This window comes from Enterobacter sp. EC_50 (assembly GCF_019584525.1).
Taxonomy (GTDB): Bacteria; Pseudomonadota; Gammaproteobacteria; order Enterobacterales; family Enterobacteriaceae; genus Enterobacter; species Enterobacter roggenkampii.
In genome coordinates this window covers 110,421-131,958 of the sequence record NZ_VDAF01000004.1, presented here as the reverse complement: position 1 = coordinate 131,958, position 21,538 = coordinate 110,421, and the positions used below count along the sequence as shown (strand labels likewise).

The 21,538-nt window shown below is 57.5% G+C and carries 22 protein-coding genes; 8 read left to right on the top strand and 14 right to left on the bottom strand.

Annotated features, from left to right (window positions below; translation table 11 throughout):
• The 11 genes from FHC48_RS05230 to FHC48_RS05180 all read right to left on the bottom strand — a co-directional run bounded on the left by FHC48_RS05230 (nucleotide 1) and on the right by FHC48_RS05180 (nucleotide 8,986).
• Nucleotides 1-1,692: a glycosyltransferase gene (locus tag FHC48_RS05230; RefSeq protein ID WP_220418792.1), complete on the bottom strand. Its 1,692-nt coding sequence runs from the start codon at nucleotides 1,690-1,692 to the stop codon at nucleotides 1-3.
• Nucleotides 1,683-2,036: a hydroxymyristoyl-ACP dehydratase gene (locus tag FHC48_RS05225; protein ID WP_008503085.1), complete on the bottom strand. Its 354-nt coding sequence runs from the start codon at nucleotides 2,034-2,036 to the stop codon at nucleotides 1,683-1,685. The genes FHC48_RS05230 and FHC48_RS05225 overlap by 10 nt, the downstream gene beginning before the upstream one ends.
• Nucleotides 2,023-3,384 (bottom strand): acyl-CoA synthetase, encoded by a 1,362-nt coding sequence (locus tag FHC48_RS05220; protein ID WP_039267163.1) that lies wholly within the window; start codon nucleotides 3,382-3,384, stop codon nucleotides 2,023-2,025. Before FHC48_RS05220 ends, FHC48_RS05225 begins: the two co-directional genes overlap by 14 nt.
• Complete coding sequence (locus FHC48_RS05215) at nucleotides 3,377-3,916, bottom strand: hypothetical protein (RefSeq protein WP_008503083.1); 540 nt, start codon at nucleotides 3,914-3,916, stop codon at nucleotides 3,377-3,379. Before FHC48_RS05215 ends, FHC48_RS05220 begins: the two co-directional genes overlap by 8 nt.
• A gap of 54 nt (nucleotides 3,917-3,970) precedes the next feature.
• Nucleotides 3,971-4,222, bottom strand: a complete 252-nt coding sequence (locus tag FHC48_RS05210) for an acyl carrier protein (protein ID WP_008503082.1) — start codon at nucleotides 4,220-4,222, stop codon at nucleotides 3,971-3,973.
• A 12-nt stretch (nucleotides 4,223-4,234) separates the two neighbouring features.
• A complete protein-coding gene (locus FHC48_RS05205) occupies nucleotides 4,235-4,492 on the bottom strand; it encodes a phosphopantetheine-binding protein (protein ID WP_008503081.1) in 258 nt (85 codons plus the stop codon).
• A complete protein-coding gene (locus FHC48_RS05200; RefSeq protein ID WP_008503080.1) occupies nucleotides 4,473-5,288 on the bottom strand; it encodes a 1-acyl-sn-glycerol-3-phosphate acyltransferase in 816 nt (271 codons plus the stop codon). The genes FHC48_RS05205 and FHC48_RS05200 overlap by 20 nt, the downstream gene beginning before the upstream one ends.
• Complete coding sequence (locus FHC48_RS05195) at nucleotides 5,285-6,007, bottom strand: beta-ketoacyl synthase chain length factor (RefSeq protein ID WP_039267162.1); 723 nt, start codon at nucleotides 6,005-6,007, stop codon at nucleotides 5,285-5,287. The genes FHC48_RS05200 and FHC48_RS05195 overlap by 4 nt, the downstream gene beginning before the upstream one ends.
• A 69-nt stretch (nucleotides 6,008-6,076) precedes the next feature.
• On the bottom strand, nucleotides 6,077-7,141 hold the full coding sequence (locus FHC48_RS05190) for a class I SAM-dependent methyltransferase (protein ID WP_008503077.1): 1,065 nt from the start codon (nucleotides 7,139-7,141) through the stop codon (nucleotides 6,077-6,079).
• 69 nt (nucleotides 7,142-7,210) lie between these two features.
• The gene (locus tag FHC48_RS05185; protein WP_008503076.1) at nucleotides 7,211-7,600 is read right to left on the bottom strand and encodes a hypothetical protein; all 390 of its coding nucleotides are present in this window, start codon (nucleotides 7,598-7,600) and stop codon (nucleotides 7,211-7,213) included.
• Between the two features lie 336 nt (nucleotides 7,601-7,936).
• Entirely contained in the window at nucleotides 7,937-8,986 is a 1,050-nt protein-coding gene (locus tag FHC48_RS05180) for an AI-2E family transporter (protein WP_008503075.1), read from the bottom strand.
• A 145-nt stretch (nucleotides 8,987-9,131) separates the two neighbouring features.
• On the opposite strand from FHC48_RS05180, the gene FHC48_RS05175 reads away from it, so the two are divergent.
• Nucleotides 9,132-10,349: an MFS transporter gene (locus tag FHC48_RS05175; protein WP_059363854.1), complete on the top strand. Its 1,218-nt coding sequence runs from the start codon at nucleotides 9,132-9,134 to the stop codon at nucleotides 10,347-10,349.
• Between the two features lie 4 nt (nucleotides 10,350-10,353).
• On the opposite strand, the gene FHC48_RS05170 is transcribed toward FHC48_RS05175, so the two are convergent.
• A complete protein-coding gene (locus FHC48_RS05170) occupies nucleotides 10,354-10,911 on the bottom strand; it encodes a DcrB family lipoprotein (RefSeq protein ID WP_008503073.1) in 558 nt (185 codons plus the stop codon).
• 72 nt (nucleotides 10,912-10,983) lie between these two features.
• The gene (locus tag FHC48_RS05165; protein ID WP_008503072.1) at nucleotides 10,984-11,649 is read right to left on the bottom strand and encodes a 7-cyano-7-deazaguanine/7-aminomethyl-7-deazaguanine transporter; all 666 of its coding nucleotides are present in this window, start codon (nucleotides 11,647-11,649) and stop codon (nucleotides 10,984-10,986) included.
• A gap of 167 nt (nucleotides 11,650-11,816) precedes the next feature.
• Here FHC48_RS05165 and tusA point away from each other — a divergent pair, with 167 nt between their 5' ends.
• Nucleotides 11,817-12,059, top strand: coding sequence for a sulfurtransferase TusA (gene tusA / locus FHC48_RS05160; protein WP_017693840.1), 243 nt, complete (start codon nucleotides 11,817-11,819; stop codon nucleotides 12,057-12,059).
• 44 nt (nucleotides 12,060-12,103) lie between these two features.
• Nucleotides 12,104-12,364 carry a hypothetical protein gene (locus tag FHC48_RS05155; RefSeq protein WP_039267160.1) on the top strand — a complete coding sequence of 87 codons (261 nt, stop codon included), beginning with the start codon at nucleotides 12,104-12,106 and terminating at the stop codon, nucleotides 12,362-12,364.
• Between the two features lie 136 nt (nucleotides 12,365-12,500).
• On the opposite strand, the gene yhgN is transcribed toward FHC48_RS05155, so the two are convergent.
• Entirely contained in the window at nucleotides 12,501-13,094 is a 594-nt protein-coding gene (gene yhgN / locus FHC48_RS05150) for an NAAT family transporter YhgN (RefSeq protein WP_003861574.1), read from the bottom strand.
• A gap of 177 nt (nucleotides 13,095-13,271) precedes the next feature.
• On the opposite strand from yhgN, the gene asd reads away from it, so the two are divergent.
• The 5 genes from asd (at nucleotide 13,272) to glgA (ending at nucleotide 21,526) form a co-directional block, all read left to right on the top strand.
• Nucleotides 13,272-14,375 (top strand): aspartate-semialdehyde dehydrogenase, encoded by a 1,104-nt coding sequence (asd, locus tag FHC48_RS05145; protein ID WP_021242179.1) that lies wholly within the window; start codon nucleotides 13,272-13,274, stop codon nucleotides 14,373-14,375.
• A gap of 248 nt (nucleotides 14,376-14,623) precedes the next feature.
• Nucleotides 14,624-16,810, top strand: coding sequence for a 1,4-alpha-glucan branching enzyme (glgB, locus tag FHC48_RS05140; RefSeq protein WP_045408609.1), 2,187 nt, complete (start codon nucleotides 14,624-14,626; stop codon nucleotides 16,808-16,810).
• Nucleotides 16,807-18,780, top strand: a complete 1,974-nt coding sequence (gene glgX, locus FHC48_RS05135) for a glycogen debranching protein GlgX (protein ID WP_059363853.1) — start codon at nucleotides 16,807-16,809, stop codon at nucleotides 18,778-18,780. Before glgB ends, glgX begins: the two co-directional genes overlap by 4 nt.
• 17 nt (nucleotides 18,781-18,797) lie before the next feature.
• Nucleotides 18,798-20,093, top strand: coding sequence for a glucose-1-phosphate adenylyltransferase (gene glgC, locus FHC48_RS05130; protein ID WP_008503066.1), 1,296 nt, complete (start codon nucleotides 18,798-18,800; stop codon nucleotides 20,091-20,093).
• The gene (gene glgA, locus FHC48_RS05125; protein WP_008503065.1) at nucleotides 20,093-21,526 is read left to right on the top strand and encodes a glycogen synthase GlgA; all 1,434 of its coding nucleotides are present in this window, start codon (nucleotides 20,093-20,095) and stop codon (nucleotides 21,524-21,526) included. Before glgC ends, glgA begins: the two co-directional genes overlap by 1 nt.
• Nucleotides 21,527-21,538 lie beyond the last annotated feature (12 nt).

Sequence of the window (21,538 nt, the reverse complement as noted above, 5' to 3'; positions counted from 1 at the left end):
TTACTCCTTCTCACTGGACTCTGGCAGATGCCAGAAATCGAAAAAATTAAACCAGTCTAGCGGCGACATGAGGGCGTAATGTTCCAGCCGCTGCGCATAGCGATCGACGGTATCTTGCAGTGCCTGCTGGCGTTCACCGCGCGGCAGGCGCAGCGGGTCGGCAAACGGCTCGCAGTGCAGGACGAGCTTACCCTGCTGGCGCAGGGCGAAAATCAGCACCACCGGGCAGCGGAGGATGGAGGCCAGGATAAACGGCCCCTGTGGGAACGGTGCAGGCTGGCCCATGAATCGGCTCCAGATCACGCGCCATTCGCCGCCGCGCTGCGGATTCACCGCGATGCGATCCCCCACAATCGCGACCCATTCACCGCGCTCAAGCTTCTCTTTGATGGCAATGGCGGTGTACGGGCCGATGTCGGTGACCGACATCAAATTCACGCCAGCTTCGGGCGCCATTTCGCTCATGATTTGCTTAAAGCGCTGGGCGTTCTCGCTGAAAACCAGGGCGTTGATGATTTTACTGCCTTCCAGCTGAGCCAGGGCCCGGCAGGCCTCTACGTCGCCAAGGTGCGAGGCCAGCAGCAGTTTGCCCTGTGGAGCCGCGATGTTTAACGCTTCGCTCGCGCCGGGGGCAAAGACAATATCGCGATGAAGCTTCAGTTCGCCGCGCCAGCTGGCGACTTTATCCAGCATCGCGTTGCCGAAGCGCATGAAATGGAAAAAGCTGTTAAGCCGTGAGGGAACAGGCATGCTCCGCTGACGCAGTTCTTGCTTCACTCTCGCCATCCACTGCCGCGAGGCCTGCCGCGCCGGACGCGCGATAAGCCAGTACACGCCGATAACCGGCCACAACAGCACGGTAAAGGCCCGCCGACCCAGTAGTTCCCAGACGCGCAGCATCAGGCGCATCCCCCACAGACCCTTGACCTCGTCCTGCTGCGCCCAGTGCTGGCGGCGTCGACGGAAAAGCAGGCCGGGCATGCGGGGCAGCATGCCGAAGAAGAGCCGGGTATGCATCAGGGAGATCCGCACGTTATCTTTTAGCGCGTCGAAGTGGGACAAACCGTCCTGCGGATAGGTCACGCGCGTGGGCAGAAAGACGCTGGTGTTGCCCTGCCAGTAGAGACGAACCATCACTTCGGTGTCAAAGTCCATCCGCTTGCCGAGCGGTTCGCGCGCGGCCAGCCGCAGCGTGGGTGAAACCGGATAGACCCGAAAGCCGCACATGCTGTCTTTAAGCTGCAGCGATAAGGTTTCAATCCAGACCCAGACGTGGGTTACCCAGCGCCCGTAAAGTCGGGAGCGCGGAATAGAGTCATCGTAAATGGGCTGGCCGGAAATCAGCGCGTCCGGGTGGCGCTCCGCCAGCGCCAGCAGTTTGGGGATATCTTCGATGGCGTGTTGACCATCCGCATCCACCTGCACGGCGTGGGTGTAGCCCGTCCGCGCGCACTCCTCCAGCCCTCTGATGACCGCGGCACCTTTTCCGGCGTTTTGCGCCAGACGAACCAGCGTCATCTGCGGCTGCTCCGCCGCCAGGCGCTCAAGCTCCTGACGGGTGACTGCGTCGCTGCCGTCATCCACCACCAGGCACGGCAGGCCGAACGGCGCGAGACGTGACAGCACGCGGGCAATCATCGCGCCGTGGTTGTAGCACGGGATCAGCACGCAGGGACGAAAGATTACTGACATAGACGAATTTTCCCGCTGCTGGCGGTGTGGCGCTCAGCCCCGGCATGGCGCTGATAGCTGAAGGTCAGCATCTGACGTTCGGCATGCCACTCAAGCATCAGCGTCACCGTGGTTTCCGGCAGCAGTGGTGCCTGAAACTTCACGTTTTGAATGCTGTGAAAGCGATAGCCCGGTGCCAGTAACGTCGTGGCGTAGTGCATCACCCAGTCAAGCTGCGCAACGCCGGGCAGCAGCGGTTGTACGGCGAAATGGCCCTGAAACCAGAACAGCGTTGCGTCGAGATGCAAAACGATCTCCAGCTTCTCCGGCTGTGTCTGGTGGCGCTCAATTTCATGAATTTTCATGAAATAACTCCTCTAACTGCGCATAGACACGCTTGTTCATACTGTTTACCGGCATTTCATCAACGATGCGCCAGTAGCGCGGCACCGCGACAGGTTCAAGCCACGGCAGCAGGGCGCGACGCCAGGCGAACTCCTGCGCTTTTTTATCCTGCACATACCCGCGCTGACGGGCCGTTTCATCCAGAACCAGCAGGGCGCCAATCCCCTGACGACCCCCGCGCGTGACCGGCAGGGCGGCCGCTTCGCAAATACCGTCGAGCTCCAGCAGGCGGCGTTCGATCTCGTTAAGCGAGATGCGTTTTTCTTCAATTTTGACCACTCGCCCGCGGCGACCGGCGATGCTGAAAAGCCCCTCGCTGTCGAAGTGCAGGATATCGTCGAGCTGGAGCCCTTCTGGCTCATGGATCAGTGGCGACGTAACGCGACAGGCGTCATCTTCCTGATGGAAGATCACGCCGGGGAACGGTAGCCAGGGCACGTTATCCTCCTGACGATGGCGCCAGGCGAGGATCCCGGTTTCGGTACTGCCATAAATTTCATCCGGCCAAAGGTTAAGCCAGCCAGAGGTGGTCGAGACGTCACGCCAGGGCAGCATTCCACCTGCTGAAATCAGCATCCTGACGGGCGGCGCGGCAAGCTCGGTATCCAGGCGCTTCAGGAACGCCGGGCTGCTGATGAACAGGTATTGCCTGTCAGGAGGCAGGGCGGCCAGTTGTTCTGCGTAATAGAGCATCGCGGCATGCAGCGGCAGGCCCAGCGCCATCGGCAAGACGATACGGAATGTCAGGCCATACAGGTGTTGCGGTACGACCGAGGCCACAATGCTGCATCCGGCCAGACGCTCACCAAAGCGGTTAGCCAGCAGGCGGGCTTCGCGATCCAGACTGACGATGTGCTTAACCACCCGGCGCGGGGTGCCCGTGGAGCCTGAGGTGAACAGTTCAACGAAGCGGTTTTCGTCAATGATCGGCAGAGGCACCCAGTGGCTGGCTGTCTGGTGGCTGGAGGCCACCACAATCTGTTTCCCATGAAAACCAAGAGTCCGATCGCTCAGAACGCCGCTAAACAAAGATTGCTGTTCTTCAAGCTGCGAGACGCGGCTATGGCCGGGAATGACCGGTGTTTTACCGGCGTGCAGCGAGGCCAGCAGCGCAACAATAAACAGGTAGCTGTTTTCAAAGCACAGCGCCCAGCGCTCGCCTTCCTGCTGACGCAGGGTCTCGACCAGTAAGGTTACGTCGTGGCGCAACTGGCCCAGCGTCCAGGTACGATCGTCAAGCCAGGCAACAGGCGTGTCGTCAGGGCGCGGCGCATTTAACCACTGGCCCAGCGGAAGGGGGTTAGTCATTGTGCATCTCTTTTTTTATCACCCGCTGGCGCACCAGCCACTCTGCTGCCATCAGCATCCCCATCAGGATGTAAGCCACCATACCGTTCCATAGCGTCCACAGATGCATGTCGCCGTGGAGGACGGTAAACAGCGCCATCGTGCCGTTGCCGACGAAAAAACCGCACCAGACGAGGGTCACCTTACGGGTATAGCGCACGCCCTCCGGGGGCAAGTTTGGCTCGCGCAAGCGCGCCAGTCGTTCGACAAGCGGCATCGCTGTCCACAGCGAACCGCCAAACACGGCCAGCATGATAAGGTTGACGACCACCGGGTAGAGCAGCAGCCACTGGTGGGCTTTCAGCAGGTAGCTTGCCGTGCAGAGGGCGATCCCCGCCAGCGCCACGCACTGCACCACATACCGCATCGGGCTTGTGTTCCGCTGCGCCTGACGCAGCCGCAGCAGTAACACCAGAGCCATCACGGGTAATAGCCACTGCAGGCTGTTATGCGCCAGCCCAAATCCAATCAGGAAGGGCCACGCCAGCAGCATCAACCCCGTCAGAAGTGGGATGATCGGGAATGTCCGTCCGCCGCGCACGACGTCTTACTCTTCGCGCAGAAGCTGTTCGACGGCGTCTACCACATCCTGAACGGTACGAACCGATTTGAAGGTTTCCGGCTTGATTTTCTTGCCCGTTTTCTTCTGCAGATGAACAATCATGTCCACCGCATCAATGCTGTCCAGCTCCAGGTCTTCGTAAAGACGGGCTTCAGGGGTAATATCCTGCGGGTCGATTTCAAACAGTCGGGTCAGAAGGCCACAGACTTCCTGATAAATGGTTTCTTGTTCGGTCATCGTGATCACATCTCAGGCGCGTTGAGCGTTGATAAAGGACGCCAGCGTGGCGACGGAAAAGAAGTGCTGGCGCATCTCTTCGCTTTCAGCAGAAAGCACCACGCCATACTGGTTTTTCACGGCCAGACCCAGTTCCAGCGCGTCGATAGAGTCGAGACCCAGCCCATCGCCAAACAGCGCGGCATCGGTATCAATATCCTCTGCGGTAAGCTCGTCCAGATTCAGCGTGGTGATAATGAGATTCTTAATTTCAAGATAAAGCGCTTGCATCATTAATTCCTGACAAAGATTGAAGGCCTGATGTTAATCGATGCTGTAGATGCCGGTTTAACTGCCTTGCCGCCAGCGCCGGTTCTTGTTCATTTGCATCGTAAAATTCGTCGATGTTCACGCGGTCGCGGACATCCACGGTGAAGACAGGTTTTTCTGGCGGCACATCATACCAGCGACTTTTTTTATCCAGCAGATGTTCGCTACAGTGGATCAGCACCACCCGCAGATCGCTGTTACAGCGCACGGCGATATTTGCTGCGCCGCGCTGGAGGGAAATAGCTTCACCAGACCGGGTACGTGTGCCTTCCGGGAAGATTAACAGCGTGTCGCCCTGAGCCAGACGCTGCTGGCTTGCAGCCAGCAGAGGCTCGGCTTCGCTGTTAATGAGGTAATCCGCCGCGCGGATGACGCCGCTGACAAACGGATTGCGCAGCAGCGCGCTTTTCACCAGACAGTCGGTTTCTGGCATCACCGATGCCAGAATCACGTAGTCAATTAACGTGGGGTGGTTAGCCACCACCAGACAACCCCGATCGTTGCGCAGGGCGTCAAGATTGTGAATGCGATAGTCCAGTACCCCGAGGCCACGGGCAACGGTCAGGAAGAAGCGGAAGCTGGCCGCAATGCTGCGCCGCGCAAGGCGACGGCGGTTGGTGCGGTCGCGCTGGACGATCAGCAGCAGGTTGAACCATACCAGTGACAGCAGCAGCCCGCCCACGCCAAACAGCACGAAGCAGAATCCGGTCATCACCAGACGCCATAACCAGTTAATTCGGGCAGTCAGGCGGTTCATGCGCGCGTCCATTGCCACAGCAAACGTTCGCCGGGTACCACAAACTGGCGTGCCTCGCTGAGATAGCGTTGCAGGAACACCAGGCTTTGCGGAAGGGCGGGTTCATCCCCCGTGCTGCCGCTGCGGGTTTCACACTGCAATTCCTTGCCGGATTCAATCACCAGCGCCAGCGCGTAGGGCCAGTTGGGCATCTGGTGCGGTAACGCTGGGTGGTAAAATTCCGGCAGTGCGCCGTCAAAATCGACCAGCAAGACGCGGGAGTAGCCCGCCTGCAGCAGGCTCAGGACTTCACATAATGCCTGCTGGAAGGTGTCCAGCCCGGCAGAAATGGATGACGAGACGATAGCCTGGCGTGCGGTAATCGTGAGATTGCCCACCGCCGAATTGTGCACGGACATGGCGAAGTCGGTAGGCGATACGGATTGCCCCGTCGCCAGAGCATGCAGAATACGGTAGTTGCGCTCCAGCTCGCCGTGGCGGCTGGAATAGACGACGGCATCAATGGCGTGGTGTTGCAGCATAGCGAGACCAATGTCCACCGCCAGCTTACTGCCTGAATTGAGGCGGCGCGCGGTCATCATCGGTAAAGCGGTCAGCCGGGGAAGCGGGGCCGCTGGATCGACGGGCAGCTGCAGGCGTGACCACGCCTGCCACTCTGTGGCATCGCTGAGTCCTGGGGCTCTCGCCTGCCAGTCGATAATGTTCAGTGAAAATTTCATCTACGCGCGTCCGCGAAAAAAAAACCGTATTCAAAGGGCAGACCTGGCCACCCGGGCAGCTAAGCTGCTCTATTGTTCACGTTTGGTGCATATCAACAGGGTATGACCGACCCCAAGGTTATCCAGACGCTGTTCAACGCTGAAACCTGCGCTCTCCAGGTAACGATAAAACGCCTCTACGCTGTAAAACCGGCTATTGCCATTCGCCATACAGGTGAAATAGAGCGAGGTGGCATTCAGGCTGAAAGAGGCCGCTTCAAACTTCTGGGCATCCCAGAAAAGCTCCATGATGCATAAACGTGCGCCTGGCTTCATGACCTGTGCGACGCGCGTCAGCATGGCGACAATCTGATCCGGAGAGAAACAATCCAGAAACTGGCTCATCCACCAGACGTCGGCCTCACCCGGCAAGGCTGCTGGGCTAAGCATATCGACAGCATGGAATCCAATACGATGAGAAAAACCTGCTTTTGCGATGTTTTCCTGCGCCAGCGCTATCTGCTGCGGCAGGTCGAGGATCGTCACGGCAACATTTTCGTCATAGCGGCAGCAGCGTAACGCCCATTTACCCGTATTTCCGCCCACATCGTACAATTTTGTCGGCGAGCTTGCGAATATATATGGCAAAGCGGCGTCAAACGCGGCGTCGGAATAGTAATGATCAAAGGCGAACCAGCTCTCTTTCGCCTGTGCCGGTAATTGGGATAATGCCGGATAGATGGTTGGCCAGTTGCCAAACACCGCTAAGCCCGCAGGTTTTTCTTCCTTCAGGGCGTCCGCCAGGTGAAATAGCCCTTTGTAACAAACGTCCTGAGTGAAATCCATATTTACGCGGGTCATTTCATCGTGCAGTAAAAAGTGGCCCACTTTCGCCAGAAAATAACGTCCATGCTGTTGGGTAACGATCCGCCCGCTTAATCCCATATCCAGCAGTACGCTGACGCCATAGCTGCCGAGCGTGCTGTGTTCGGTTATTTCCTCGAGGCTGGCACCCTCTTTACCTTGTTTATCGAGCCAGGCGAGAATGCCTGAGTTACGCAGACAAAGCGCGGTCTGAAATAACATCGGAGCAAAAGCGATGCGTTGCGCTTCGGTAATGGCATCCAGTGCGCTGAGCGTATCCTTTTCGTACATTGCTGCGTAACCTTTCAGGGCAAGAAATAAGGGTTATCGGGCCAAATGCGGCCCGACTTTAGAAAAATATTACAGTGCGGCGCCCGCGGAGAGGTTCAGCTGAATATCGTGGTCGAGGTTATTCACCCAACGGTTATAATTTTTGTGAATTTTACCGTCAGCCGCTTTCAGGTTCATACTGCTTTCGTAGTTAATGGAATAGCTTGTTGCGGAATAAGGAATACGAACGTCGACCGAGTGGTCGCGCGCCTGCAGACGACCTTTGATAACGCCCGGACCGGCTTCCGTCATGATCCAGTCACGTTTTTGTCCTGCTTTCAAAATCGCTGTTTTTACCTGGTCGGCGGTATGACCCGCGCTCACAGTAGAGTGAACCTGAGCGATTGGGGCAGTACGCGCACAGCCTGCCAGTGCGCCAACGAATACGGCGGCAGCACACCATTTAACGATCTTTTTCATCAACAACTCCATATCAATAATAACAATTAAAGGTAGTGGTTTTTACAAATAATATTCATCCGGCGTTTCTTTTGTGCCAGATGTTTTTTTAATCAATATTAAGGTTTGCATTACGTTGACGCGAAGGCGGGCATAATAACATGGAAAATAATTAACAATTTCATTTTTTTTAATTTGCGTTAAATCATGATTTGCGTTTCAACGTAATGCGACTGACGTAAACAAAAACAGAATTAATATTTCCTTAACGCAAATAAAAATACCGCGACAGGTTATGAACGCGGTAATTTAAGGCGGATTATTGGCGGTTTAAACCTACCTATACAGGTAGGTCAGCTACCCAGGCAACCGGCTTTTCGGCCTTCCCGGCCCGAGCAAAATGGCCAGCTTGCTGCCGCCTTTGGTGGTCTCCATCCAGATCTTACACACGCTGGTCAGGGGGACCGAGAGCAGCATACCGACCGGGCCCAGCAGCCATCCCCAAACCAGTAAGGATAAAAAGACGACCAGCGTCGACATGCCGAGCCGGTGCCCCATCATGCGTGGTTCGAGAATATTGCCCAGCACCATGTGCACGACGAGGAATAACGCGCCGACCAGCATACATTCGTAGAAACCGTTAAACAGAAACGCCTGAATCATCGGCGGCACGGCGGAAAGCACCGCGCCAATGTTGGGCACGTAGTTCAGCAGAAACGCCAGCACGCCCCACATCAGCGCGAACTGCACGTTCATCAGCATCAGCCCCAGCCAGACGATGATCCCGGTCCAGACGCTCAGCAGCGTTTTCAGCGCCAGATATTTAGAGACGCCCTTCAGCGCCCGGTGTAAGCCAGCAATGTGAATTTGTGGGTTATTCAGTGCAAAGCGCAGCTTATACGGGACGTGGCGGACTTCAAACAGCATAAACACCACCGTCATGACCAGCAGCAGAATGCTGGCCATCGCGCCGGAAAGCCCCGTCATCAAGGTGGTGGCGTAGGTCATGACCTTCTCGGAGTCCATCCTGCGCAGCATCCGTTCGGGAGAGATATGCAGATTAAGGAAAGGCACCATCTCCTGGAGTGCGACGATCTTACGCGTCAGCTCTTTGTTGTACTGCGGCAGCATGGTGGAGAATTCACTCAGCGAGGCCGCCAGCACGCCGAAGAGCGCCGTCAGGGCAATCAGCATCACGATGACGACGATAGTGATGGCGACCGGGCGGCTAACGCCCCGGCGCAGAAACCAGGTGACCAGAGGATTAAGCACAATGGCAAAAAAGAGCGCCAGCAGGAGCTGAACTATGATGTCGGCGGCCGCATGGATACCCGCAAGGATAACCACCAGACAGGCGAGTTTTAATAAGATGTGGAGTCCTGCTTTGTCGGACGGGTTAGCGATCATGCGCGTTCCTTAATGTGATGACCCGGTAAGTGTAGTGCCCGGGCCTCGCTTCGTCTGGCACCGTTAATCTGAAAGTCGCTGCTGATTTTCTTATTGGGGCGTGGTAATAGTGAAACACTGTTGTAAAAAATCCAGGTAGAACCCCATGCCCGAACCTGCCGCTGAACCGGCACTGAGCGGACTGCGCCTCAATCTGCGCATCGTTTCCGTTGTGATTTTTAACTTTGCCAGCTATCTCACCATCGGCCTGCCGCTGGCGGTTCTGCCGGGCTATGTCAATGACGTGATGGGCTTCAGTGCCTTCTGGGCGGGGCTGGTGATTAGCCTGCAGTATTTCGCCACGCTCCTGAGCCGCCCACATGCCGGGCGCTACGCGGACACGTTCGGTCCAAAAAGCATCGTGGTGGTGGGATTGTGCGGCTGCTTCCTCAGTGGCCTGAGCTATCTGCTGGCTGCCTCAGCCAGCCACTGGCCGCTGGTCAGCCTGGCGCTGCTCTGCCTGGGCCGCGTCATCCTCGGTATCGGGCAAAGCCTGGCGGGAACCGGCTCGACGCTCTGGGGCGTGGGGGTTGTCGGGACGCCACACATTGGTCGGGTGATCTCCTGGAACGGGATTGTCACCTACGGCGCGATGGCGCTCGGCGCGCCGCTTGGCGTGGCCTGCTATGCGTTTGGCGGGCTGTATGGCCTGGCCGTCACCATTATGGCGGTCGCGCTTGTGGCGATACTGTTTGCGCTGCCGCGCCCGACAGTGAAGGCCAGCAAGGGCAAACCGCTGCCGTTTCGGGCGGTGCTGGGGCGCGTCTGGCCGTACGGCATGGCACTGGCGCTGGCGACCACCGGCTTCGGGGTCATCGCCACCTTCATTACCCTGTTCTATGACGCCAAAGGCTGGGACGGCGCGGCCTTTGCGTTAACCCTGTTCAGCTGTGCGTTTGTTGGTGCGCGCCTGCTTTTCCCTAACGGCATAAACCGTCTGGGCGGGCTGAACGTGGCGACGATCTGCTTTGTGGTAGAGATTGTCGGGCTGCTGTTGACCGGCGTAGCCAGCGCGCCCTGGATGGCGAAAATGGGCGTATTTCTCGCGGGAGCCGGTTTTTCACTGGTCTTCCCGGCGCTGGGCGTGGTCGCGGTAAAAGCGGTACCGCAGCAGAACCAGGGGGCGGCGCTGGCGACCTATACGGTATTTATGGATATGTCGTTGGGCATTACCGGGCCGCTGGCAGGGCTGGTAATGGCCTGGGCGGGGGTACCGGTGATCTATCTTGCCGCGGCGGGTCTGGTCATGATGGCATTGCTGCTGACGTGGCGGCTAAAAAAATGGCCCCCGGTGCAGGCACCGGAGGCCACATCATCATCGTGAAACGTTACTGGATTACGATGGTGTTAATGATGTTTTCAGCAGCCGTCTGCGCTTTCTGCTGATCTTCCGCTGGCAGGGTGATCTGCAGGGTCAGGAGTTTGTTATCGACCTTGCCCAGCACAACAGAGGAGTAAGCGGTCTGGCCTTTCGCAGAGATGATGCTGTCCAGCTGCTGCAGCTTATGGCCTTTCAGCTCGATGGATTTGTTGGTCACGACCTGCAGCTGCGGGTCGCGGCCGCGCTGCTGATCTTCCAGACGTTTGGACAGGACCGCCAGATCTTCGCTGGTGTCGTCGCCCACAATCACAATGACCGCTTTCTGCCCGGTTGCGTCGGAGTAAACGTGCATGTTATTCGCCTGAGTGCCCAGCTTGCCGCTCTGGTCAGTCATATCGGCTGGCAGAGAGAAGCTAAGTTTGCCATCCATCAGATTCACCGGCTGGCCGGTCGCATTGCTTTCTGCGGATGCGCCCTGAGCAGGCGTTTTCGTGTCGCTGTTATCACAGGCTGCAAGACCCACAACCAGCAGGCCAATCCCGACATATTTAACCAGATTGCGCATTGACTTCTTCCTTTCGATAAACGGCCATAACGGCTCATTCGCTCATCTTATCACAACTGATAAAGCGAACCCTTAACCAGCCTGCAATGCCGTGATTTCAGATTTATCTGCCAGCCTTTTCAGCAGCATATTCAGCAGCACGCCGTACATGGGCAGGAAGAACACAATGCTGATGAGCACCTTGAAGCAGTAGTCCACCAGCGCGATTTCCATCCAGTGTTCGGCCATGAACGCATCCGGGCTACGCCAGAAGGCGATGAAGAAGAAGGCCAGCGTATCGCTCACGTTACCGAACAGCGTGGAGGCGGTGGGTGCCATCCACCAGCGATGATTCTGACGCAGGCGGTTAAACACGTGCACGTCCAGAATCTGCCCCAGCGCGTAGGCCATAAAGCTTGCTGCGGCGATACGGGCGACAAACAGGTTGAAGTGGGTTAACGCCTCAAAGCCCTGCCAGCTTCCCATATAAAACAGGGACGACACCCCGTACGAGATGAACAGCGCCGGGAGCATGACCGCAAAAATAATGCGGCGAGCCAGCGGTGCGCCAAAAATACGCACGGTCAGATCGGTGGCGAGGAAAATAAACGGAAAACTGAACGCGCCCCAGGTGGTATGAAAACCAAAGATGGAGATAGGGAGCTGCACCAGATAGTTGCTGGAGGTGATCACCAGCAAATGGAAAAGCGAAAGCCAGAACAACGCTTTTACGCGCTGTGATTCAGAAAACTGCGTCATATTGTGACCTTTTTATACGTTGGGGTGAGGGAACCCAATAAAAACCGCAGCATGATACTGCTTTGGCGGGACATTGCAATGGTTAGTTTTTACGCAATCGTTAACTTGGTTTGCATTGACCGCAACGGGGCGTAAACTACAGCCGTTTTTACCTGACCGAGAAGATCATGACCGACCTGTTTTCCAGCCCAGACCACACTCTTGATGCCCAGGGCCTTCGCTGCCCGGAACCGGTAATGATGGTACGTAAAACCGTGCGCAACATGCAGACCGGTGAAACGCTGCTGATCGTTGCCGACGACCCTGCCACCACGCGCGACATTCCCGGTTTTTGTACCTTTATGGAGCATGAGCTGGTGGCACAGCAGACGGAAACGCTGCCGTACCGGTATTTGATTCGTAAGGGGTAGCCCTCACTTATTTGGGGGGAGGTTGAGGGTATCAGGCCGCACCCATGCTTGAACCTGTTCCTGAATATTTAAAAGCGAGTTTAACGGTAGATGACCTGCCTCTGGACGTCCCTGCCTTCGAACCGGAAGTTGAACAGTTGGGAAGCTATTGCCCGCTATTAACGCAGTTGCTGTTGGCTCGTTCACTTTCAGAAAGTGATGAAAGAGTGGCTGGAGATTTTTTGCAAGGCTTAGTTGGGCTGTATAGCGGTATGTTGAAAGCACCGCGCTGGTTGCGTACAAATGAAGGCATCTTGCCACTGTGAAAAAAGTCGGGTGGCGCTAACGCTTACCCGACCTACGGGACTAGAGCCGTTGTAGGCCGGGTAAGGCGAAGCCGCCACCCGGCAAGAATACGGCCTCTGCGGCCTGATGCCCTCTCCCACAGGGAGAGGGAGAACGTCATCCTTTCATCCACGCCCTGATCCCATCCAGGAACATCTGCGTTGCCATCATCACCAGAATGAGCCCCATCAGGCGCTCCAGCGCGTTTACCCCTTTTTCGCCCAGCAGGCGCAGGAACAGGGACGACTGCAGCAGGATGATAAACGTCCCGCCCCAGGCAATCAGCAGGGCAATGACCAGATGGCTCATCTGGTTCGGATACTGGTGCGACAGCAGCATCAGCGTCGCCAGAATGGTTGGCCCCGCGACGAGCGGGATCGCCAGCGGCACAATAAACGGTTCTTCACCCGCAGGCAGGCCGCTGCTGCTGCCTTCCGCGCTCGGGAAAATCATCTTAATCGCAATCAGGAACAGAATAATCCCGCCGGAAATCGACACGGTTTCAGCCCGCAGGTTCAGGAAGGCGAGGATTTTTTCACCCGCAAACAGGAAGATAAACATCACCAGCAGGGCGATGAGCAGCTCGCGGATCATGATCGCCCGGCGGCGCTTCGGCTCGGTGTGCTTCAACACCGACATGAAGATCGGCAGGTTACCCAGGGGATCCATTATCAGGATCAATAAAACCGCGGCGGAAATGATTTCACTCATGTAAATTATCCCTGAAACTCTCTAAGGTTATTATGATAATTAGCTGTATTTCTGATTGCCGGGCAATCATCGATTAATTTCGCTTGCGACTTTGGCTGCATTTTGTAATGTGAAGCATATCCCAGTTCAATACTGGCTTGCACAATCAGCACACACCCTCAGCAGGAAAAAAATGCTATGAAAAACGTTGGTTTTATCGGCTGGCGCGGTATGGTCGGCTCTGTACTCATGCAACGCATGGTTGAAGAGCGCGATTTCGACGCTATCCGCCCGGTCTTCTTCTCCACTTCCCAGCTCGGCCAGGCTGCTCCGTCCTTTGGTGGTACCACAGGCACGTTGCAGGATGCTTACGATCTGGAAGCGCTGAAGGCACTCGACATTATTGTGACCTGCCAGGGCGGCGATTATACCAACGAAATCTATCCAAAGCTGCGTGAAAGCGGCTGGCAGGGCTACTGGATTGACGCGGCCTCTTCGCTGCGCATGAAAGACGATGCCATTATCATTCTCGACCCGGTTAACCAGGGCGTGATCGCCGATGGCCTGAACAACGGCGTAAAAACCTTTGTTGGCGGTAACTGCACCGTCAGCCTGATGCTGATGTCCCTCGGCGGCCTGTTCGCGCAGGATCTGGTGGAGTGGGTCTCCGTGGCGACCTACCAGGCGGCGTCCGGCGGCGGCGCGCGTCACATGCGCGAGCTGCTGACCCAGATGGGCCAGCTGCACCAGAGCGTCGCGACCGAGCTGGCAAACCCGGCGTCGGCTATTCTCGATATCGAGCGTAAAGTGACCGAGCTGACCCGCAGCGGCGAGCTGCCGGTGGATAACTTTGGCGTACCGCTGGCCGGCGGCCTGATCCCGTGGATCGACAAGCAGCTGGATAACGGCCAGACCCGCGAAGAGTGGAAAGGCCAGGCCGAGACCAACAAAATCCTCAATACCGCGAACACCATTCCGGTTGACGGTCTGTGCGTGCGTATCGGCGCGCTGCGCTGCCACAGCCAGGCTTTCACTATTAAACTGAAAAAAGATGTGTCTATTCCGACCGTGGAAGAGCTGCTGGCCGCGCACAACCCGTGGGCGAAAGTGGTGCCAAACGATCGCGATATCACCATGCGCGAGCTGACCCCGGCAGCGGTGACCGGCACGCTGACCACGCCGGTTGGCCGTCTGCGTAAGCTGAACATGGGGCCGGAGTATCTCTCCGCGTTCACCGTTGGTGACCAGCTCCTGTGGGGCGCCGCTGAGCCGCTGCGCCGCATGCTGCGCCAGCTGGCGTAATAATTTGTTAAATACCGGGGGTGATTTTCACCCCTTTTTTTTGCGTACTACATGGAGTAACACGCGTATGTCTTATTTTTTATCAGGAGTCATTTAGAGCGTTGGCTATGCTTTAAGGAAGAGTCATTTCTTACCTGAGGTTCGAACGGAGCAGAATGGATGCACATTTTTGTGCTGTCCCGTTCAGGTCACATTAAAAGTCGTCCCGGAGCGCTTAAAAAGGACGACATAAAAACAGGATGAATACCATGTCCGATCGTGTGGATAGAGACGTGATTAATGCGCTTATTGCGGGTCATTTCGCTGACCCCTTTTCTGTGCTTGGGATGCACCGTACTGAGGCAGGCCTGGAAGTTCGTGCCCTGTTGCCGGATGCCACAGAAGTTTGGGTGATTGAACCCAAAACCGGCCGCAAAGTCGGTAACCTTGAATGCCTCGATTCCCGTGGCTTCTTCTCGGGCGTGATGCCCCGTCGTAAAAACCCTTTTCGCTATCAGCTCGCCGTTCTCTGGCACGGTCAGCAAAACCTGATTGACGATCCCTACAGCTTCGGCCCTCTGCTTAAAGAGATGGATGCCTGGCTGCTCTCCGAGGGGACCCATCTGCGTCCTTATGAAACGCTGGGCGCCCATGCCGATACCATGGACGGCATCACCGGCACGCGGTTCTCCGTGTGGGCGCCCAATGCCCAGCGCGTCTCCGTTGTCGGCCAGTTCAACTACTGGGACGGCCGCCGTCACCCGATGCGCCTGCGTCGGGAAACCGGCATCTGGGAGCTGTTTATCCCCGGGGCACACCACGGGCAGCTTTATAAATTCGAGATGATCGACGCCCATGGCAAGCTGCGCATTAAAGCCGACCCGTATGCCTTCGAAGCGCAGATGCGCCCGGATACCGCGTCGCTGATCTGCGGCCTGCCGGAGAAGGTCGTCCAGACGGAGGAGCGTAAACAGGCCAACCGTTTTGATGCGCCAATATCCGTCTATGAAGTCCATCTCGGCTCCTGGCGCCGCCATACCGATAACAACTTCTGGCTGAGTTACCGGGAGCTTGCCGACCAGCTGGTGCCATACGCCAAATGGATGGGCTTTACCCACCTTGAGCTGCTGCCGGTCAACGAGCATCCGTTCGACGGCAGCTGGGGCTATCAGCCCACCGGGCTGTATGCGCCGACCCGCCGCTTCGGCACCCGCGACGACTTCCGCTATTTCATTGATGCCGCGCACGCCGCCGGGCTGAACGTGATCCTCGACTGGGTGCCGGGCCATTTCCCGGCGGATGATTTTGCGCTGGCAGAGTTTGACGGCACGAAGCTGTACGAGCATAGCGATCCGCGCGAGGGCTATCACCAGGACTGGAACACGCTGATTTACAACTACGGTCGCCGTGAAGTGTCGAACTACCTGGTCGGGAATGCCCTGTACTGGATCGAGCGGTTTGGCATTGACGCCCTGCGCGTGGATGCGGTGGCGTCAATGATCTACCGCGACTACAGCCGCAAAGAGGGGGAGTGGATCCCGAACGAGTTTGGCGGCCGTGAAAACCTGGAAGCCATTGAATTCCTGCGTAATACCAACCGCATTATCGGCGAGCAGGTGGACGGTGCCGTGACCATGGCGGAAGAGTCCACCGACTTTGCGGGCGTCTCCCGTCCGCCGTCATTGGGCGGCCTGGGGTTCTGGTATAAGTGGAACCTGGGCTGGATGCACGACACGCTCGACTACATGAAGCTGGATCCGGTTTACCGTAAGTATCATCACGATAAGCTGACGTTCGGGATGCTCTACAACTACACCGAAAACTTCATGCTGCCGCTGTCGCACGATGAGGTGGTACACGGTAAAAAATCGATTCTCGACCGCATGCCGGGCGACGCGTGGCAGAAGTTTGCCAACCTGCGCGCCTATTACGGCTGGATGTTTGCCTTCCCGGGCAAGAAACTGCTGTTCATGGGCAATGAGTTCGCCCAGGGGCGCGAGTGGAACCACGACGCCAGCCTCGACTGGCATCTGCTGGAAGGCGGCGACAACTGGCACCACGGGGTGCAGCGTCTGGTGCGCGATCTGAACCTGACCTATCGCCACCACAAAGCGCTGCACGAGCTCGACTTCGATCCGTACGGCTTTGAATGGCTGGTGGTGGACGACCATGAGCGCTCGGTGTTTGTCTTTGTGCGTCGTGACAAGGCGGGTAACGAGATCATCGTCGCCAGCAACTTCACCCCGGTGCCGCGCGAACACTACCGCTTCGGCATTAACCAGCCGGGCAAATGGCGTGAAATTCTGAATACCGACTCGATGCACTACCACGGCAGCAACGCCGGTAACGGTGGGCTGGTACAGAGCGACGCCATTGAAAGCCACGGGCGACCCAACTCCCTGAGCCTGACGCTGCCGCCGCTTGGCACCATCTGGCTGATGCGGGAGGGCGAATGACGCAGCTTACGGCAGGTAAACCCGAACCGCTCGGGGCGCATTTTGACGGAAAAGGGGTGAACTTCACCCTCTTTTCCGCTCACGCCGAGCGGGTTGAACTGTGCGTGTTTGACGGGGAAGGTAACGAGCACCGTTACGATTTACCCGCGCGCACGGGGGATACCTGGCACGGCTACCTGGCCGGAGGACGGCCCGGCATGCACTATGGCTTTCGCGTTCACGGTCCGTGGGAGCCCGCGCAGGGGCACTGGTTTAACCCGGCGAAGCTGCTAATTGATCCGTGCGCGCACCGCGTGGACGGCGAATTTAAAGATGACCCGCTCTTCCACGTGGGCTACGGCGAGCCCGACCACCGCGACAGCGCGCCCGTCGCGCCAAAAAGCGTGGTGGTGAACGATCTTTATGACTGGGAAGACGATACCCCGCCGCACACGCCGTGGGGCAATACGGTTATTTATGAAGCCCACGTCAAAGGGCTGACCTACCTGCATCCGTCGATCCCCAAAGAGATGCGCGGCACCTACAAGGCGCTCGGGCATCCCACCATGATCGCCTACCTGAAACACCTCGGCATCACCGCCCTGGAACTGCTCCCCGTCGCCCATTTTGCCAGCGAGCCGCGTCTGCAGCGGCTGGGGCTGAGCAACTACTGGGGCTATAACCCGCTGGCGATGTTCGCGCTCGAGCCGCGCTATGCCGTCCATCCGGAAAAGGCGCGGGACGAGTTCCGCGATGCGGTGAAGGCGCTCCACGCGGCGGGCATTGAGGTCATTCTGGACGTGGTGCTGAACCACAGCGCAGAAAGCGATCTCGACGGCCCGACGCTCTCCATGCGCGGAATTGATAACCGTAGCTATTATTGGATCAGGCACGATGGCGATTACGAGAACTGGACCGGCTGCGGCAACACGCTCAATCTCAGCCATCCGGCGGTTACGCATTTTGCGTATGAATGCCTGAAATACTGGGTGGAGACGTTCCACGTCGACGGTTTTCGTTTCGACCTGGCGCCCGTCATGGGACGCACGCCGGCGTTCAGCCAGCAGGCGCCATTGTTTGAGGCGATAAAAAACTGTCCGGTGCTCTCGCAGGTGAAGCTGATTGCCGAGCCGTGGGACATTGGTGAAGGCGGTTATCAGGTCGGGAATTTCCCGCCGCTGTTTGCCGAGTGGAACGACCACTACCGCGACGCCGTACGCCGCTTCTGGCTGGAGCGGAACCTGTCGCTGGGGGAATTTGCCGGGCGCTTTGCCGCGTCGAGCGATCTCTTTAAGCGCGACGGCAAACGCCCGTCGGCCACCGTTAATCAGTTGACGGCGCACGACGGTTTTACGCTCAGGGACTGCGTTTGTTTCAATCAGAAACACAATGAGGCGAACGGTGAAGAGAATCGCGATGGCACTAACAATAACCATAGCTTTAATCATGGTATAGAAGGGTTAGGCGGAAGTCTGGATGTGATAGAGCGGCGACGCGCCAGCGTTCATGCGCTGCTGACAACGCTTTTACTGTCGCAGGGCACGCCGATGCTGCTGGCAGGCGACGAGCATGGTCACAGCCAGCACGGTAACAACAACGCCTATTGCCAGGACAACACCTTAACCTGGCTCGACTGGGGTGAAGCCAACAGCGGGCTGATTCATTTTACCGCTGCGCTGATCCATCTTCGTCAGCAGATCCCCGCGCTGACCGCCAACAGCTGGTGGGAAGAGGGTGACGGCAACGTTCGCTGGCTGAATAAAGACGCGCAACCGTTAAGCGCGCAAGAGTGGCAACACGGCGTACCCCGCCTGCAAATCCTGCTGTCGGATAAATGGCTGGTCACGCTGAACGCGACGGATGACGTCGCAGAGATTGTTTTACCTGACGGGGAGTGGCGAGCCGTTCCCCCCTTTGCCGGAGCGGATAATCCGGTAGTAATGGCTGTCTGGCACGGGCCTGCGCACGGAGTGTGCGTATTCCAAAGATGATAAAAAAGGAGTTAGTCATGGTTAGATTAGAGAAGAACGATCCCTTAATGTTGGCACGCCAGCTACCATTAAAAACGGTTGCCCTGATACTTGCGGGTGGGCGTGGTACCCGTCTGAAAGATTTGACCATCAAGCGCGCCAAGCCGGCCGTTCACTTTGGTGGTAAGTTCCGTATTATCGACTTTGCGCTCTCCAACTGCCTGAACTCGGGCATTCGCCGCATTGGCGTCATCACGCAGTATCAGTCGCACACCCTGGTGCAGCATATTCAGCGCGGCTGGTCATTCTTCAGCGAAGAGATGAACGAATTTGTCGATCTCCTTCCTGCGCAGCAGCGCGTTCACGGCGAGAACTGGTATCGCGGAACGGCGGATGCGGTGACCCAGAACCTCGACATCATTCGTCGCTATAACGCGGAATACATTGTGATCCTCGCCGGGGACCACATTTACAAGCAAGATTACTCCCACATGCTCATCGACCACGTCGAAAAAGGGGCGCGCTGCACCGTGGCGTGTCTGCCTGTGCCCGTTGCTGAAGCGACGGCGTTTGGCGTCATGCACGTGGATGCCGACGACAAAATTATCGACTTCGTTGAAAAACCGGCGAACCCGCCAACCATGCCGGGCGATGACACCAAATCGCTCGCCAGCATGGGGATCTATGTCTTTGACGCAGATTATCTTTATGAGCTGCTGGAAGAAGACGACAAAGACGAAAACTCAAGCCACGACTTCGGTAAAGACATCATTCCGAAAATCACCAAAGCTGGCATGGCGTATGCACATCCTTTCCCGCTGTCCTGCGTGCAGTCCGACCCGAATGCGGAACCGTACTGGCGCGATGTGGGCACGCTGGAAGCGTACTGGAAAGCGAACCTCGATCTGGCATCGGTCACGCCTGAACTGGATATGTACGACCAGAACTGGCCGATTCGTACCCATATGGAGTCGCTGCCGCCAGCCAAATTCGTGCAGGACCGCTCCGGCAGCCACGGTATGACGCTGAACTCGCTGGTGTCCGGCGGGTGCATCATCTCCGGTTCGGTCGTGGTGCAGTCGGTGCTGTTCCCGCGCGTGCGGATAAATTCATTCTGTAATATCGATTCGGCAGTCTTGTTGCCGGACGTCTGGGTAGGGCGCTCGTGTCGTCTGCGTCGTTGCGTGATCGACCGTGCCTGCGTCATCCCTGAAGGGATGGTCATTGGGGAGAATGCGGAAGAAGACGCGCGTCGTTTCTACCGTTCGGAAGAGGGGATCGTGTTAGTCACACGGGAAATGTTGCGGAAGCTGCAAATCAAACAGGAGCGATGATGCAGGTTTTACACGTATGTTCTGAGATGTTCCCGTTATTAAAAACGGGCGGTCTGGCAGATGTGCTTGGCGCATTACCGGCGGCGCAAATCGCCGGAGGCGTGGATACCCGAGTCCTGCTGCCCGCCTTTCCGGATATCCGGCGCGGTATACCTGATGCAAAAGTGGTGACCCGCCGTGAAACGTTTGCCGGACGCATTACCCTGCTGTTTGGACATTACAATGGCGTAGGGATTTACCTGATCGACGCGCCGCATTTATACGATCGCCCGGGTAGCCCGTATCACGATACGAACCTGTTCGCCTATACCGACAACGTGCTGCGCTTTGCGCTCCTCGGCTGGGTTGGAGCAGAAATGGCGACGGGGCTGGATCCGTTCTGGCGGCCGGATGTGGTACACGCGCATGACTGGCACGCCGGGCTTGCCCCGGCGTATCTCGCCGCGCGCGGCCACCCGGCGAAATCGGTCTTTACCGTGCATAACCTGGCCTATCAGGGGATGTACTACGCCCATCACATGAATGACATCGATCTGCCATGGTCGTTCTTTAACATGCACGGTCTGGAGTTTAACGGGCAGATCTCGTTCCTGAAGGCGGGGCTGTACTACGCCGATCACATCACGGCGGTGAGCCCAACCTACGCGCGTGAGATCACCCAGCCGGCATTTGGCTACGGCATGGAAGGGTTGCTGCAGCAGCGCCACCGCGAAGGCCGCCTGTCGGGCATTCTGAACGGTGTGGATGAACAGATCTGGAGCCCGGAAACCGATCTCCTGCTGGCGGCGCGCTACGGTCGTGATTCCGTGGAAGACAAAGCGGAAAACAAACGCCAGCTGCAGATTGCGATGGGCCTGAAGGTTAACGACAAAGTGCCGCTGTTCGCCGTCGTAAGCCGCCTGACCAGCCAGAAAGGGCTGGATCTGGTGCTGGAGGCGCTGCCCGGTTTACTGGAGCAGGGCGGGCAGCTGGCGCTGCTCGGCGCGGGCGACCCGGTATTGCAGGAAGGTTTCCTTGCCGCCGCCGCGGAACATCCGGGGCAGGTGGGCGTACAGATTGGCTACCACGAGGCGTTTTCGCACCGCATTATGGGCGGCGCGGACGTCATCCTGGTGCCGAGCCGTTTCGAACCCTGCGGCCTGACGCAGCTTTACGGCCTGAAATACGGTACCCTGCCGCTGGTGCGCCGCACGGGCGGGCTGGCGGATACGGTATCGGATAGCTCACTGGAAAACCTGGCGGACGGTATCGCCAGCGGGTTTGTCTTTGAGGACAGTAATGCCTGGTCGCTGCTTCGGGCGATTCGGCGTGCTTTCGTCTTGTGGTCCCGTCCATCGCTGTGGCGCTACGTCCAACGCCAGGCGATGTCCATGGACTTTAGCTGGCACGTTGCGGCGCAGTCATACCGCGATCTCTATCAACGCTTGATGTAACGAGGCGAAGTT

Bases quoted from the DNA above. Each gene is read 5' to 3' on its own strand.
- FHC48_RS05230 (WP_220418792.1), bottom strand. From the start codon at position 1,692: ATGTCAGTAATCTTTCGTCCCTGCGTGCTGATCCCGTGCTACAACCAC.
- FHC48_RS05225 (WP_008503085.1), bottom strand. From the start codon at position 2,036: ATGAAAATTCATGAAATTGAGCGCCACCAGACACAGCCGGAGAAGCTG.
- FHC48_RS05220 (WP_039267163.1), bottom strand. From the start codon at position 3,384: ATGACTAACCCCCTTCCGCTGGGCCAGTGGTTAAATGCGCCGCGCCCT.
- FHC48_RS05215 (WP_008503083.1), bottom strand. From the start codon at position 3,916: ATGCTGCTGGCGTGGCCCTTCCTGATTGGATTTGGGCTGGCGCATAAC.
- FHC48_RS05210 (WP_008503082.1), bottom strand. From the start codon at position 4,222: ATGACCGAACAAGAAACCATTTATCAGGAAGTCTGTGGCCTTCTGACC.
- FHC48_RS05205 (WP_008503081.1), bottom strand. From the start codon at position 4,492: ATGCAAGCGCTTTATCTTGAAATTAAGAATCTCATTATCACCACGCTG.
- FHC48_RS05200 (WP_008503080.1), bottom strand. From the start codon at position 5,288: ATGAACCGCCTGACTGCCCGAATTAACTGGTTATGGCGTCTGGTGATG.
- FHC48_RS05195 (WP_039267162.1), bottom strand. From the start codon at position 6,007: ATGAAATTTTCACTGAACATTATCGACTGGCAGGCGAGAGCCCCAGGA.
- FHC48_RS05190 (WP_008503077.1), bottom strand. From the start codon at position 7,141: ATGTACGAAAAGGATACGCTCAGCGCACTGGATGCCATTACCGAAGCG.
- FHC48_RS05185 (WP_008503076.1), bottom strand. From the start codon at position 7,600: ATGAAAAAGATCGTTAAATGGTGTGCTGCCGCCGTATTCGTTGGCGCA.
- FHC48_RS05180 (WP_008503075.1), bottom strand. From the start codon at position 8,986: ATGATCGCTAACCCGTCCGACAAAGCAGGACTCCACATCTTATTAAAA.
- FHC48_RS05175 (WP_059363854.1), top strand. From the start codon at position 9,132: ATGCCCGAACCTGCCGCTGAACCGGCACTGAGCGGACTGCGCCTCAAT.
- FHC48_RS05170 (WP_008503073.1), bottom strand. From the start codon at position 10,911: ATGCGCAATCTGGTTAAATATGTCGGGATTGGCCTGCTGGTTGTGGGT.
- FHC48_RS05165 (WP_008503072.1), bottom strand. From the start codon at position 11,649: ATGACGCAGTTTTCTGAATCACAGCGCGTAAAAGCGTTGTTCTGGCTT.
- tusA (WP_017693840.1), top strand. From the start codon at position 11,817: ATGACCGACCTGTTTTCCAGCCCAGACCACACTCTTGATGCCCAGGGC.
- FHC48_RS05155 (WP_039267160.1), top strand. From the start codon at position 12,104: ATGCTTGAACCTGTTCCTGAATATTTAAAAGCGAGTTTAACGGTAGAT.
- yhgN (WP_003861574.1), bottom strand. From the start codon at position 13,094: ATGAGTGAAATCATTTCCGCCGCGGTTTTATTGATCCTGATAATGGAT.
- asd (WP_021242179.1), top strand. From the start codon at position 13,272: ATGAAAAACGTTGGTTTTATCGGCTGGCGCGGTATGGTCGGCTCTGTA.
- glgB (WP_045408609.1), top strand. From the start codon at position 14,624: ATGTCCGATCGTGTGGATAGAGACGTGATTAATGCGCTTATTGCGGGT.
- glgX (WP_059363853.1), top strand. From the start codon at position 16,807: ATGACGCAGCTTACGGCAGGTAAACCCGAACCGCTCGGGGCGCATTTT.
- glgC (WP_008503066.1), top strand. From the start codon at position 18,798: ATGGTTAGATTAGAGAAGAACGATCCCTTAATGTTGGCACGCCAGCTA.
- glgA (WP_008503065.1), top strand. From the start codon at position 20,093: ATGCAGGTTTTACACGTATGTTCTGAGATGTTCCCGTTATTAAAAACG.